Origin of the sequence: Brucella ciceri, from assembly GCF_041930145.1 — a bacterium.
Classification (GTDB): Bacteria; Pseudomonadota; Alphaproteobacteria; order Rhizobiales; family Rhizobiaceae; genus Brucella; species Brucella intermedia.
In genome coordinates this window covers 233,488-246,583 of the sequence record NZ_JBHEEV010000004.1, presented here as the reverse complement: position 1 = coordinate 246,583, position 13,096 = coordinate 233,488, and the positions used below count along the sequence as shown (strand labels likewise).

The window sequence follows — 13,096 nt, the reverse complement described above, 5'->3', positions numbered from 1 at the left end:
ATTCAACCACTTCTCCCTAATATTAGCGGATACTATGCCGGATATCGGAGCGCAGCGGAAAGCGGCTCTCGAAAAAGATATCCGCCAGAACAATGCGCTGGAGCAGCTCCGATTGACTGGAAGCGCTCCAAGGGGGGAATAAATGGCCTTTATCTTCGAGCTGCCGATCTACCTGTCGTTTGGTGCCTTCATCATACTCGGAATTGTGTTCTATGCGGTCGGGCGTTTTGCGCTGGACATGCTCTCAAAACACGCAGCCAGCGATGCTCTGTCGATTCCGATCGGCGCCTTCATCGGCACCATCGCAACGGCCTGGGCTTTGTCGCTCGGCTTCGTCGCGGCGGATATATGGAGCGTCAATTCCCGCGCCGATCAGGCTGTCAGCGAAGAGCGCTCGGCGATTTCCCGCCTCATCGGAACTTCCAATGCGGAGATATTGGCCGCGCCTGCTCTCTCAACCGCCCTCACCGGCTATCGCCTCGCCGTCATCGATGATGAATGGCGCGAGAAGATCAATGTCGAGCCGGCAGGTTCCGTCGAAACCGCGCTACAAAACATAAGGCGCGAGATCATCAATCTGGCCCGCACCGACGTCCCCTCGCCGGTAATCTCGCAGCTCATCAACGACTTCGATGAATTGCAGGACGCACGCAATACCCGCCTGGCCGTCGGTTCGACCTCCATCGACTATTACAAATGGTATCTCGTGCTTTCCCTGACATTCCTGACCGCGATAACCATCGCCGCCACCCACGCCGATCGCGTGCGGGCTGGCGTGAAAGCGCTCGTCATCTACTCCCTGACAGCCTCGTTCTGCCTCTGGATTCTGGCTATTCACGCAAATCCCTATCAGGGGCTGGAGCGTCTGGAGCCGTCCCTGCTTTTCACAAGCCACAAGCACCGCTAGAATAGCTGGAGATTCGGTCTATTTTATCTTACTGAAATTGCACGGAAATTCGTTCAATCGAATGCGGAGCGGCCATTTGATAAAACTGCTGGGTACAGGCGTCCTCATGGGTTTGGTGTTCCCGGTCGGGCTGGCTTCGGCACAGACCTTCAGTGTCTGCCACGGTTACGAATGTTATTACCGGACCAAGGTTACGCTGACCCCGAAGGAAGAACAGCGTATCCGCGGCCTTCTGCAAGCGGGCGGTCGAAGCGCGGATGGCGAACGGAAGGCGTTGCGGGCCGCAGTTGCGATCTTCGAACAGCGCAGCACCGCGACCATCGGCGTCCGCGACAAGCCGAAAATGCAGTTCGGCAAGGCCCGCATCAGGGGCCAGATGGATTGCATCGATGAATCGACCAATACCGACAACTTCCTGCATTATCTGCAATCACGAGGCTGGTTGAAGCATCACTCCGCCGCGCGGCGCGCTTCACGCGGGGCCTTCTTTGACGGCCGCTACCCGCACTGGACAGCGGTTATCCAAGACAGGCAGGGCCAGCGCTGGGCCGTCGATTCCTGGTACGAGGCGGGCGGAGGACCGCCGGACATCATGCCGTTGCAGCAATGGAAACAGCGCGGATACATGGGAGAACGCTGATCGCGAGCCCTGCAGTCGGGAACGCACCGCGCCCGGCAGAGGCACGCGCTCTTCGCCGAGCCCGCTAACCTGCGGCTGTGAAGCTTTCCAAAAAAATTCTGAAATTTTTTGCTGAACCAATCCTGTTCCGTCGCGTTAGTTAACCATAACCAACCCAGAACGGAGGACTACCAATGGACTGGAATCGCGTTGAAGGAAACTGGAAACAGGCCAAGGGCAAGATCAAGGAACAGTGGGGCAAACTCACCGATGACGACCTTGACCAGATCAATGGCCGGCGCGAACAGTTGGAAGGCAAGATTCAGGAGCGCTACGGCATTGAGAAGGACCGTGTGCGTTCCGAACTGGACGATTGGTACAATCGTCAGACTTGGCTTTCCTGAGGCCGGAAATTTCAAGTCGAAGCCCTGCCATCCGGCAGGGCTTTTTCTATGCTACCGGCAGCTATCCACCCGTTGCAACGAGGCTGAGAGCCCCATCAAGGAAAATGTATAGCGGGTCTGTGTGCCACGGGCCGATGTGGCCTGGACATTGAGCGTCTTGCCTGCGCGCATCGCGCGTATCAGCTTGGCTTCATCGGCCACATTTTCCGCCCAGGCGCGATTACCCTCGCTGAAAAACGGGAACCGTGCGCCATCCACCATCACATTGACCGAACTATCGGCCTTCAACTGATAGCCCATCACCAGTTGCGGGCTGTATTGTCCGTCCGCCTTGGAAATAATCACGAAATTATCGCCGTGCCGCACACCGGCTGGATGGAAATTGACCGGCACGGTCAAAGCATAGCACTTGTTTCCTGCAAGTTCGGTGTTCTGATAAACACCCCAATCCCTGAATTCACCCAGATAACTCGTCTTCGCTGAAGCCGCGAGAGAACTCGCCACCAACCCCGCCAGTGCCAGCGCAACGGTGGTTGCATTTTTTCTCATCGCCCATAACCTCCAATTTGTTGCCAGTTCACGTCACTTAAAAAATTGTTTCATTGCGTTACTATTTTCTTAACGAACCGCTAAAATTTGTTGAAACTTTGTGATGACGGCTGGCCCACCGACCTGTTGAAGCAGGCGGCGGCTTCAACACGCGATATCGGCAGCGCCAATCCTGTCGAAACCAGCCTATCGGAGATCGAGTTTTTGGAACGGGGCGTCCCACAGACAAGCGCAGGTCCCGTCCGGAATTTTGCTATCGCTACAAAACTGTCTGAAGGAAAAATGGTGGGCCCGGAGGGACTCGAACCCCCAACCAAGCGGTTATGAGCCGCCGGCTCTAACCAATTGAGCTACAGGCCCCACGCATCCTTGCCCTACCCTAAAGAAAGCCGGGACACAAGCTGTCAAATGCATCAGTTGCCCTAATGCGCACATATTCAGTTGCGAAGCATGCAACCGGGAGCACTTCCCGCAGAAGTGCGCAGCGGTTTTGTGGGATAATGCGACGAAACAAATACTTAGAGCGCTTCCGGCGGCTCCGCTTAAACTGGAAACACCTGCTTCTCATTTTAACCGGAGGTTGCATTTGGCACGCAATTCGAATCTGATATCGTCTGCTCCATGCACGAGAGGGAACTTAAGAAATAAATGATTTCAAAGACAAGGCGGCCAGCCATTCCGGCACGGCCTGCCCTGCCAAAGCTGCCTCAACTTTCTCTACAGGAGATTTTATGAACAACCGCGCTACCACTCTTCTTGCAACCTCCTTTTCTGCAATCATGCTCGCAGGCGCGCTGACGCTGCCGGCTCTGGCACAGGAGAATCAGATGACGAAGCAGCCTGCGCGTATCGCCGTCACCGGCGAAGGCACCATGACCGCCTCGCCCGATATGGCCATCCTCAATCTCTCCGTATTGCGCGAGGCGAAGACCGCTCGCGAAGCCATGACGGCCAACAATGAAGCCATGGCAAAGGTGCTAGAAGCCATGAAGAAGGCGGGCATTGAAGACCGCGATCTTCAGACCGGCGGCATCAACATCCAGCCGCGCTACGTCTATCCTGACGACAAGAATGGCCTGAAGGAACCGAGCATCACCGGTTACACCGTTTCAAACAGCCTGACGGTGCGTGTGCGCGATCTGGCCAAGGTCGGAAACGTGCTCGACGAATCGGTCACGCTCGGCATCAATCAGGGCGGCGACCTGAACTTCGTGAACGACAATCCCGCCGCAACGATCAACGAAGCGCGCAAGCGCGCCGTTACCGACGCTATCGCCAAGGCCAAGACGCTTGCCGACGCAGCCGGTGTCGGCATTGGCCGCCTCGTCGAGATCAACGAGCAGAGCCGTCCGCCCATGCCGATGCCGATCGCGCGCGCGCAGTTCAAAACCATGGCTGACGCGGCACCGCAGGGCTCCGTTCCGGTTGAAGCCGGCGAGAACAGCTATAATGTCTCGGTCAACGTCGTTTTCGAGATCAAGGAATAACGTCCAGTTGAGGACCAAACAGGAAGGGGCGCACCAGCGCCCCTTTTCTTTGCCTGCCGACAACGAAAAGCCCCGGCCTGATTGCGCAGGCCGGGGCTTTTGAAATTCAAAGCGGGTTTAGCGAATGATCGGGCAGCCGCGTACATTCGCAAATACGACACCTGCGGGGCGACCGTGGCGGAAGCCGCGAACCTGAACCGACTTGCCGCGATAGACGACACGCGCATTGCGGATGCCCATGCGGTTGGCCTTCATCTTGGCGCCTTCGACCGAGCATGCAGGACCGCGATAAACCGGGCGGCCGTGGCGATGGCCGCGATAGTCGACGTTCACGATGGTAGAACCTGCCGACGTGCTGACAGCTGGAACGGCAACCGGCGATGCAGCGCTGGCCGTGGCAGCCGTCGTGAAGATGGCGGCAACACCAAGAGCGGCGGTTACGACGAACGACTTGAGCGAAATAGCAGACATCTTTGAACCTCTTTCGATTTGTTTCCAGGTCTTGCCTGAGACATCCGAGAAGTAGCCCGCAATAGATGAACAGAATGAAAAACCATCATTCATGTACCGTTCAGCTTTCCGTGAAGCGCAAGGCATATCGGCGCTACACCACCATAAATAGAATAAATTCAAATACTTATAATGACTGCAACTCTGTGCCGCTCTGTTCCGGCCACAGATTAAATTTACGCAATGTTTGAAAACCGCCGGCCAGCCGTTACCGGTCGCCCGGCATCACCATATGGTCCAGATAATCGTCGTCGTCTTCCATATCGTGATCAAAGGCCGTCACCTTGCCACGAACGGAAATGCCTGCTTCATGCACGGTTTCGGGCGAACCGGAAACAAGGGGGTGCCACCAGTACAGGTCCGAACCCTCCGCAACCAGACGATAGGCGCATGTCACCGGCAGCCAGTCCACCTCGTCAACGATTTCCGGCGTCAGGAACACACAGTCCGGCACCGTCTTCTTGCGGTTGGGATAATCGCGGCATTGGCAGGTTTCGGCATTGAGCAGCGTGCAGGCGACACTCGTCCAATAGATTTCGTCGGTGTCCTCGTCCTGCAACTTGTGCAGGCAACATTGGCCGCAACCGTCACACAGGCTCTCCCACTCGCTGCGGGTAAGCTGGTTCAGGGTCTTGGTGCGCCAGAAAGGTTTGTCGTTCATGATGCAGCGTATACTGGAATTATGTCCGGAATGGCATGGACAAATCGCCGCCACTCAGAACAGTTGAAATCGGTTCCCGGACAGGTTAATCAAGCGGCGTCATCACGATGACCGTAAGCGTCTTACGTCAGGCAACGCATCAATCCGCCGGGAACGGCAATTCGCATTGATGTTTCGTTGCGCCTTTCCCGCCTAATATTCAGGAATACACATGTCTCGGTTTGAATGCGCACGCCGCAGGAAACTGCCCGCCCGCTATGCATCTATCGTGATGCCTTTCATCCTATCGATCATGATGACATTCATCGTGTCGCTGATTGCAACCGCCAAGAGCCTTGGTTTTACCCACCCCGAACTCGCATCGAGCTGGATGGGCGCCTGGGCCCTATCATGGGTGGTCGCGTTTCCGGTGCTCCTCGCCATTCTGCCCATCGTGCGCAGAATGGTCGCCATGCTGTGCGAGCAGCATTAGCTCTAAACGCAAAAGCCGCGCACCTTGATGCGCGGCTTTTCCAATCTTCTTGCGGATGGCTCAGCGGAAAATGGCTTCGCCCTGTTCATCCACGATCTGCCGGCCCTTGTTCAGCGCAATGCTGGCGGCATCTTCGATGCCGGGGCAACGGTCGGCGCGAACGAAGCGATATTCCTTCACTTCGCCGGCGATCGACTTGGAAATGACGCCGCAGACCTGATACTGCCCGCCCTCGCTATAGGGCGTGGCAATGATCAGAAAGTCCTTGTGCTCAAGGCGACCAGCCTCTTTCGGCTCTGCCGGTGTTTCGGAGGCAGAGCCTCCACCGAAAAGACGCTTCAAAAAAGACATATCGCCTCCCCTTCCCGTATGTTTTGTTCTGCTTGGCTATCCAGGCCGGTTTAGCTGTCCAGGAACGAACGCAGCTTGCGCGACCGGCTCGGGTGCTTCAGTTTGCGCAGCGCCTTGGCTTCGATCTGGCGGATACGTTCGCGGGTAACCGAGAACTGCTGGCCGACTTCTTCCAGCGTGTGATCGGTGTTCATGCCGATGCCGAAACGCATGCGCAGAACACGTTCTTCACGCGGAGTCAGCGAAGCCAGAACACGGGTCGTCGTATCGCGCAGATTGGCCTGAATGGCTGCATCGATTGGCAGAAGCGCGTTCTTGTCCTCGATGAAATCGCCCAGATGTGAATCTTCCTCGTCACCGACCGGGGTTTCGAGCGAGATCGGTTCCTTGGCGATCTTCAGCACCTTGCGCACTTTTTCCAGCGGCATGGCGAGCTTTTCGGCCAGTTCTTCCGGCGTCGGTTCACGACCGATTTCATGCAGCATCTGGCGCGACGTGCGAACGATCTTGTTGATCGTTTCGATCATATGCACGGGAATGCGGATGGTGCGCGCCTGATCGGCAATCGAACGGGTGATCGCCTGACGAATCCACCAGGTCGCATAGGTCGAGAACTTGTAACCGCGGCGATACTCGAACTTGTCGACCGCCTTCATCAGGCCGATATTGCCTTCCTGAATGAGATCGAGGAACTGCAAGCCACGGTTCGTGTACTTCTTGGCAATCGAGATGACGAGACGAAGGTTGGCTTCCACCATTTCCTTCTTGGCGATGGTCGCCTCGCGTTCGCCCTTCTGCACCTGATTGACGATGCGGCGGAATTCACCGATCGAAATCGCGGTTTCGGTTGCCAGCATCTGGATTTCCGAACGCAGCCGGTCGATGGTGCGTTCTTCCTTGGCGGCGAATTCCTTCCAGCCGCGCGCCGAAAGCGTGCTTACGCGCTCGACCCATTTCGGGTCCAGTTCGTGGCCCTGATATTCCTTCAGGAACTCCTCGCGGCGCACACCGAAGGATTCGGCCAGACGCAGGAGCTTGCCTTCATTCTGCACCAGACGCTTGTTGATGTCGTAAAGCTGTTCGACAAGCTGTTCGATACGGTTCTGGTTCAGCGACAGCGACTTCACTGCCTTGATGAGCTGATCCTTGAGTTCCTTGTAGCGACGCTCCTGGCTGGACGACAGTTCGCCCGTCGCGGCCAGACGGCCCTCGACCTGCTGGTCCTGCAGCTTGCGCAGCTTCTTGTAGGTGTCGGCGATGAGATCGAGCGTTTCCATGACCTGCGGGCGCAGTTCGGCTTCCATGGCCGCCAGCGACAGGTTGGCTTCGTCCTCGTCTTCTTCTTCCTCTTCAACGGGCATGTCGCCGCCGACATTGGTGATGTCGTCGTCGTCACGCGAGCGGCGCTGAGGCTTGTCATCGCGCGGCTTTTCCTCTTCCACGCGCTCGATCACCGGGGCCTGCTTGGCTTCCGGACCGGCATAGGTGGTTTCGAGGTCGATGATCTCGCGCAGCAGGATGTTGGAATCGTTCAGCTGGTCGCGCCAGATGATGATCGCCTGAAAGGTCAGCGGGCTTTCGCACAGCCCGGCGATCATGGTTTCGCGACCGGCCTCGATGCGCTTTGCAATGGCGATTTCGCCTTCGCGCGACAGAAGCTCGACCGAACCCATTTCGCGCAGATACATGCGCACCGGATCGTCGGTACGGTCGGTCGGCTCTTTCTTGGTCGTGGTGGTGGCAACAGCCGTGCCGCCGGATTCGACCAGATCGCCGCCCTCTTCCGAGTCGTCGTCGCTGTTGTCTTCGCGGTCGTTGTCCTGCTCGTCGTCTTCAACGACGTTGATGCCCATGTCTGAAAGCATCGACATCGTGTCTTCGATCTGTTCGGATGTCACTTCCTCGGAAGGCAGCACGGCGTTCAGCTCGTCCATCGTGACGTAGCCGCGCTTCTTCGCGAGTTTGATCATCTTCTTGACAGCATCGTCAGAAAGGTCGAGAAGCGGACCGTCGGCAGCACCTTCGCGCTCGACTTCGGCTTCTTCGTTTTCCTTAACCTTCGTTGCCATATGTTCTTCTCCAGGCGACCCCGGTCGCTTCTAAGATATATAGAGTTCTCGGACAGTTTTGCGAGGTCGCAATCCGTCAGTTGATTCTGCGAGTAGCCGATTTCCTGTTAATGGCGGATTAACCTTGCCATCGGTATCGGGCTTCTTCATCTCCGATTTCTTGTGGGCAGATGGGCGGTCAACCGGACAACGCCACTTTCCGGGCCACTTTTCCGGCCCGTACCCAGCTTGCCGCCTTGCAGCCTCGGATATCACCGGTTTCTGTTCTTTTCCTTGTTCGAACTGTCGTGATTCCGTCATTTACGCCATACGTCAAGAGCGACTCACCTGATTCGCGCTTAAAAAGCGAATCATTTTGTTGTCGCAGCCTCTCCGTCGGCCAGATAGAGCGCGTTTGCAGGATCGCAACCCCGCATTTCCGGCTGTTGTGGCAAGCCTGATTCGTGAAACCCGAATCAGAAGCCGCCGGGCGGACGCCCCGAAGACAGGCCGAAACCATCGATCAACGCTTCTGTCGCATCAGCTTTCAAAATCTGATTTTGTATATCTCTGAGACGTGCGAACAGCTCGCCCGTTTCATCTGTTTCAAGCGCGGCCTCAACGGCCCGCAGCTCCTTATGTAGTGTGCGCGCCCGCTGATGCAAGTGAAGCGCCTGCCGAAGCGCTTCCCGCGCATCGTCTTCTGCGGCCAGCGCCGTCGCGGTCCAAAGCTTCGCGCCCTTCACCACAAGTTCGAGCATTTCAATCTGTTCGCCATGCCCGGCATTGACCAGCGCCCGCCGCATCGCATGGCCATCTTCCATGTGACCGGCAGCCAGCACGTCCAGCATGGCCAGATGTAGCGACCTCAAGGCTTCATGTCCCAGATCGAGCGCGGCCAGCGTCTCGAAATCCTCTTCGATCAGACGCGGATGGTTGAGAAGCGTCAGCACGATTGCCGTTTCGCGCAAGGGAGCGTGCGAACCAGCGCCTGGCCTGCCGCCCTTTACCAGCGTGGAACGCACCAGGCTGTCGGAAATCGCAAGGCGCCCGCTGCCGCCAGCCGGTCCGCCGCGCCCGCGCCCGCCTTCGTTCCTGCGGTTGAAAGACGAATTGCGCTGCCCTCCGCCCTGATACCCCTGTCGTCCCTGACCAAAAAAAGCCTGCGCCCGGTCGCGCATGTCCTGGCTGTAGTGGCGGCGAATATCTTCATTGACGATGCGGCTGGTAATCTCCCGCAGCCGCGCTTCAAGCTCGGCCCGGCGCTCCGGCGTATCGAACACACCGCCCGCCGTTTCCCGCGTCCACACCATATCGACCAGCGGCCTGGCATCGCGCAGGACCGCATGGAACGCAGCCGACCCTTCCGCCTTGACGAGATCGTCCGGGTCCTGCCCCTCCGGCAGAAGCGCGAAACGCAGCGACTTACCGGGCTGCAAGGCAGGCAGCCCCAAATCGACGGCGCGATAGGCGGCGCGAAGGCCCGCCCCGTCGCCGTCGAAACACAATACGGGTTCGGGGCTGATGCGCCAGAGCAGATCGAGCTGCTCTTCGGTCAGCGCCGTGCCAAGCGGAGCCACCACCTGATGAATACCGGCCTGCGCCAGCGCAATCACATCCATATAGCCTTCGACGGCAATGATGGATTTGGCAGGCTCGCCGCCTTGCGGCTGGCAGGCCTTGCGCGCCCGCAATCCGTTATAGAGCACCCGCCCCTTGTGAAACAGTTCGGTTTCCGGCGAGTTCAGATATTTTGCCGGGGCATCGGCAGAAAGCGCACGGCCACCGAAGGCGATGATGCGCCCGCGCAGATCCTCGATCGGGAACATGATGCGATCGCGAAAACGGTCATAGGAAACCGCAATTCCCTCGCCATGCACGACAAGGCCGCACGCCTCGATCTGCTCGCGCGACACGCCCTTGCCTGCCAGAAATTCCTTCAATGCATTGCGCGATTCCGGCGCGTAGCCGATACGGAATGCCTGCTGTGTCGCGGTCGAAAGGCCGCGGTCGCGCAGATAGGCGCGCGCCTTGGCGCCAACGGCATTTTGCAACTGGCTTTCAAAAAACTGCGCAGCCAGTTCCATGACATCATAGAGCGTGGCGCGCTGCGCCTCGCGCTTTTCCATTTCCGGATCGCGCGCCGGCATCGGCACGCCTGCCATATCGGCGACGCGTTCGACAGCTTCGGGGAAACTCAGCCCCTCGAGATCGGTCAGAAACTTGAAGTGATCGCCGGTCACGCCGCAACCGAAACAATGATAGCGGCCCTTGCGGTCTTCACAGTGAAAGCTCGGCGTCTTCTCGCCATGGAACGGACAGCAGGCCCAGAAATCGCCCTTTGGCGGATTGCTCTTCTTGCGGTCGAACGAAGCGCGCGTCCCTATCAGCGTCGAGATCGGGACGCGGTCTCTGATCTCATCGAGAAAGGAGGGCGGAAAACGCATTACAGATTTCACTTTCAGTACATACGGGCAGATAATACGGGCAGGCCATTCGGGCAGCCGTTGCCTTCTAAGGAGTATATAGGCCCGCCCGCTTCGACAGTCCATCGCGCAGGCGCATCCCTCCCCGCTAATCACATGCCGCCAGCGGACAGGCGCATTGTCACAAAACTGTCATATATTCGTCATGACGCTGTGGGAATGGATTGCTTTTTATTGCGAACAAGCCCATATCTCTTGGAAATTTGATTAGCCGGAACATATTTTTTCTTCATTTGTTGCGTTAGCTTAATCACAGATATTCACCTCCAACCCGAAGGGATTTTGCCGTGAATGGTTCTGTAGTCCTTTTGCATCTGGCCGGTGCAGTTGCCCTCCTGCTATGGGCGACACGCATGGTGCGGACCGGGGTGGAGCGCGCCTATGGCGACCGGCTGCGCAGACGCCTGCGCAACCAGATGCAGAATCCGCTGCTTTCCGTTGCCTTTGGTCTGGCCCTTGCTGTTGCGCTGCAAAGCTCGACGGCGGTTACGCTTCTCGTCGGTTCTTTTGTCGGGTCAGGTTTTGTCAGCGGCATAGCCGGCCTCATGGCCGTGCGCGGCGGAGAGCTTGGTTCCGCCCTCGTTGTCAAGATCCTGAGCTACGACCTCACGCTTCTGGTGCCGCTCTGCCTCGTCATCGGCACCGGCATCTTCATGACGACCGAGCGCCGCGACTGGCGGCAGATCGGACGTATTCTGGTCGGCATCGGCCTTCTCATCATGTCGCTGGAAATGACCGGACAGGCCACGGAGCCTCTGCGGCAAAGCGAATTGCTGCCGGTCATCGTCGATTATCTGTCCGGCGATCCGATCACCGCCTATCTGCTTGCAGCGCTGATGACATGGCTGTTTCATTCAAGCGTTGCCGCCGTCATCCTCCTCACCACGTTCGCGTCACGCGGGCTGATCCAGCCAGAACTTGCCGTGGTGATGGTTCTCGGCGTCAATCTGGGTTCGTCGATCATCGCTCCGATCCTGACCCGTCATGCCCCGCCTGAAACCCGCGTCGTGCCGCTCGGCAATCTCCTGATGCGCGGTGCCGGATCGCTCGTCATGCTGGTGCTCTACCAGACCTTCAAGCCATCGGTCGCCTTCCTCGGCGCCGATCCGGTTTCGCAGGTGGTCAACGCGCATATCCTGTTCAACGTCATCGTGATGATTGCAGGCATCCCGCTTTCCGGCCTCGTGCTGCGGGCGACCGAAGCGCTTGTGCACCTCAACGCCGACAGCAATGCGCCTGCTCAGCCGCTGGCGACCGAGGAATACAGCGCGCTTGATGCCGCCGTGCTCGACCGGCCTTCACAGGCGCTCGCCAATGCAACCCGCGAGGTGGTGGGTGTCTGCGACACGATCGAGGTCATGCTGCGCCGCATTATCGAGCTTTATGAAAAGCCCGATCAGGCGCGGATCAACGAACTCGCGGCGCTGGACGACCGGGTGGACAAGAAGCACGCCGCGATCAAGCTCTACCTGACCAGGCTTGCTACCCATGAACTGTCGGATTTCGAGTCCCTGCGGATGCAGGAACTGCTGGGAGCCTGCGTAAAGCTCGAACAGGTGGGCGACATCATCGTCCGCAACATGCTGGCGCATGTCCAGAAGAAGATGGACCATCAGCTGGAATTCACCGAGGAAGGCTGGAAGGAACTCAGCCATTTCCACGCCATGGTTCTGGCCAATGCGCATATGGCATTCAACGTCATCGTTTCACGCGATGGCCGCACCGCCCGCCAGCTCGTGCAGGAAAAGGACCAGCTGCGCGAACTGGAAAAGCAGACGAGCATGCGGCACTTCACGCGCCTGCGCGAAGGCGCGACCCGCAGCATCGAGACAAGCTCCATCCATCTCGACACGATCCGCGACCTCAAGCAGATCAACTCGCTTCTGGCGTCGATGGCCTACCCTGTGCTCGAGGAACAGGGACTGCTCAGCGATACGCGCCTCAAGACCGCCAAGCAGAGCTGACCGCCGGTCCAGCGGCGGCAGGCAATGCCTGCTGCCGCATGGCGTCAAGCCTCAAAAGGAAATATCCGCAGCCGGACGCACCCGCACGCGAGCATTTCCCGCCCTGAAACCGCTCAATGTTTCATTGTGATGCGCAACGATATCCGCAAATTGCAGGCTGGCGGTGTCGCCGGTCGTGTGCGCATCCCCGATCAACGTGACGTCGTAACCGAGAGAAACGGCGCGCCGGACGGTGGTGTCGACACAATATTGCGTCTGGCAGCCGCCGACGACGAGATGCGAGATATTCCGCTGTTCCAGAACGGTTTGAAGGTCCGTTTGGTGGAAAGAATCGCAACTCCCCTTTTCAACGAGAACGTCGCCCAGTTTCAGGGCAAGCTCCTCGCGGATTTCCCATCCCGCCGTGCCTTTTTCCAGTTCGTCCCCCGGGCCGCCGTCATGCTGAACCATGACGACCGGAATTCCGGCCTGCCGCGCCTTCTCCTGCAAGCCGCGCAGCCGCATGACGATCTCATCGAGGGCCCGGTCGATAGCGGGCTGCCGTTCGGGCGTGCCCATCCCGGCCACGATGTCGTTTTGAACATCTATGACAAGCAAAGCTGTTTTCATCAGTCAGCATCCGGTGATTGGTTGGCCTT

At 58.2% G+C, this 13,096-nt stretch carries 13 protein-coding genes and 1 tRNA gene; 6 read left to right on the top strand and 8 right to left on the bottom strand.

Annotation, left to right across the window (positions count from 1 at the left end; genetic code table 11):
• The first annotated feature begins 142 nt into the window (after positions 1-142).
• From JNC63_RS09945 to JNC63_RS09935, 3 genes are all read left to right on the top strand, one after another.
• Positions 143-907: a bestrophin-like domain gene (locus JNC63_RS09945; protein ID WP_063620816.1), complete on the top strand. Its 765-nt coding sequence runs from the start codon at positions 143-145 to the stop codon at positions 905-907.
• 76 nt (positions 908-983) lie between these two features.
• Positions 984-1,547 (top strand): hypothetical protein, encoded by a 564-nt coding sequence (locus tag JNC63_RS09940; protein ID WP_245670679.1) that lies wholly within the window; start codon positions 984-986, stop codon positions 1,545-1,547.
• Between the two features lie 173 nt (positions 1,548-1,720).
• Positions 1,721-1,930: a CsbD family protein gene (locus JNC63_RS09935; protein WP_006467262.1), complete on the top strand. Its 210-nt coding sequence runs from the start codon at positions 1,721-1,723 to the stop codon at positions 1,928-1,930.
• A 51-nt stretch (positions 1,931-1,981) separates the two neighbouring features.
• On the opposite strand, the gene JNC63_RS09930 is transcribed toward JNC63_RS09935, so the two are convergent.
• Entirely contained in the window at positions 1,982-2,479 is a 498-nt protein-coding gene (locus JNC63_RS09930; RefSeq protein WP_021586915.1) for an invasion associated locus B family protein, read from the bottom strand.
• A gap of 283 nt (positions 2,480-2,762) precedes the next feature.
• Positions 2,763-2,839: transfer RNA gene (locus JNC63_RS09925), tRNA-Ile, on the bottom strand.
• A gap of 371 nt (positions 2,840-3,210) precedes the next feature.
• On the opposite strand from JNC63_RS09925, the gene JNC63_RS09920 reads away from it, so the two are divergent.
• Entirely contained in the window at positions 3,211-3,966 is a 756-nt protein-coding gene (locus JNC63_RS09920) for an SIMPL domain-containing protein (protein WP_001064928.1), read from the top strand.
• 117 nt (positions 3,967-4,083) lie between these two features.
• Here JNC63_RS09920 and JNC63_RS09915 read toward each other — a convergent pair whose 3' ends face one another.
• Both JNC63_RS09915 and JNC63_RS09910 read right to left on the bottom strand, forming a co-directional pair.
• The gene (locus tag JNC63_RS09915) at positions 4,084-4,437 is read right to left on the bottom strand and encodes a hypothetical protein (RefSeq protein WP_006471654.1); all 354 of its coding nucleotides are present in this window, start codon (positions 4,435-4,437) and stop codon (positions 4,084-4,086) included.
• Positions 4,438-4,684: 247 nt separating this feature from the next.
• The gene (locus JNC63_RS09910; RefSeq protein WP_006471653.1) at positions 4,685-5,137 is read right to left on the bottom strand and encodes a YcgN family cysteine cluster protein; all 453 of its coding nucleotides are present in this window, start codon (positions 5,135-5,137) and stop codon (positions 4,685-4,687) included.
• A gap of 211 nt (positions 5,138-5,348) precedes the next feature.
• Between JNC63_RS09910 and JNC63_RS09905 the strand changes: the two genes are divergently transcribed.
• Positions 5,349-5,609, top strand: a complete 261-nt coding sequence (locus JNC63_RS09905; RefSeq protein WP_063620815.1) for a DUF2798 domain-containing protein — start codon at positions 5,349-5,351, stop codon at positions 5,607-5,609.
• Positions 5,610-5,669: 60 nt separating this feature from the next.
• Here the strand turns inward: JNC63_RS09905 and JNC63_RS09900 are convergent, their stop codons facing one another.
• The 3 genes from JNC63_RS09900 to dnaG form a co-directional block, all read right to left on the bottom strand.
• Positions 5,670-5,960: an HlyU family transcriptional regulator gene (locus JNC63_RS09900; RefSeq protein ID WP_063620813.1), complete on the bottom strand. Its 291-nt coding sequence runs from the start codon at positions 5,958-5,960 to the stop codon at positions 5,670-5,672.
• A gap of 50 nt (positions 5,961-6,010) precedes the next feature.
• Complete coding sequence (rpoD, locus tag JNC63_RS09895) at positions 6,011-8,029, bottom strand: RNA polymerase sigma factor RpoD (RefSeq protein WP_006467266.1); 2,019 nt, start codon at positions 8,027-8,029, stop codon at positions 6,011-6,013.
• A gap of 455 nt (positions 8,030-8,484) precedes the next feature.
• A complete protein-coding gene (gene dnaG / locus JNC63_RS09890; RefSeq protein WP_063620811.1) occupies positions 8,485-10,455 on the bottom strand; it encodes a DNA primase in 1,971 nt (656 codons plus the stop codon).
• A gap of 326 nt (positions 10,456-10,781) precedes the next feature.
• Here dnaG and JNC63_RS09885 point away from each other — a divergent pair, with 326 nt between their 5' ends.
• Positions 10,782-12,458 (top strand): Na/Pi cotransporter family protein, encoded by a 1,677-nt coding sequence (locus JNC63_RS09885; protein ID WP_006467268.1) that lies wholly within the window; start codon positions 10,782-10,784, stop codon positions 12,456-12,458.
• A gap of 51 nt (positions 12,459-12,509) precedes the next feature.
• Here JNC63_RS09885 and JNC63_RS09880 read toward each other — a convergent pair whose 3' ends face one another.
• On the bottom strand, positions 12,510-13,067 hold the full coding sequence (locus tag JNC63_RS09880) for a cysteine hydrolase family protein (protein ID WP_063620809.1): 558 nt from the start codon (positions 13,065-13,067) through the stop codon (positions 12,510-12,512).
• Positions 13,068-13,096: the final 29 nt, after the last annotated feature.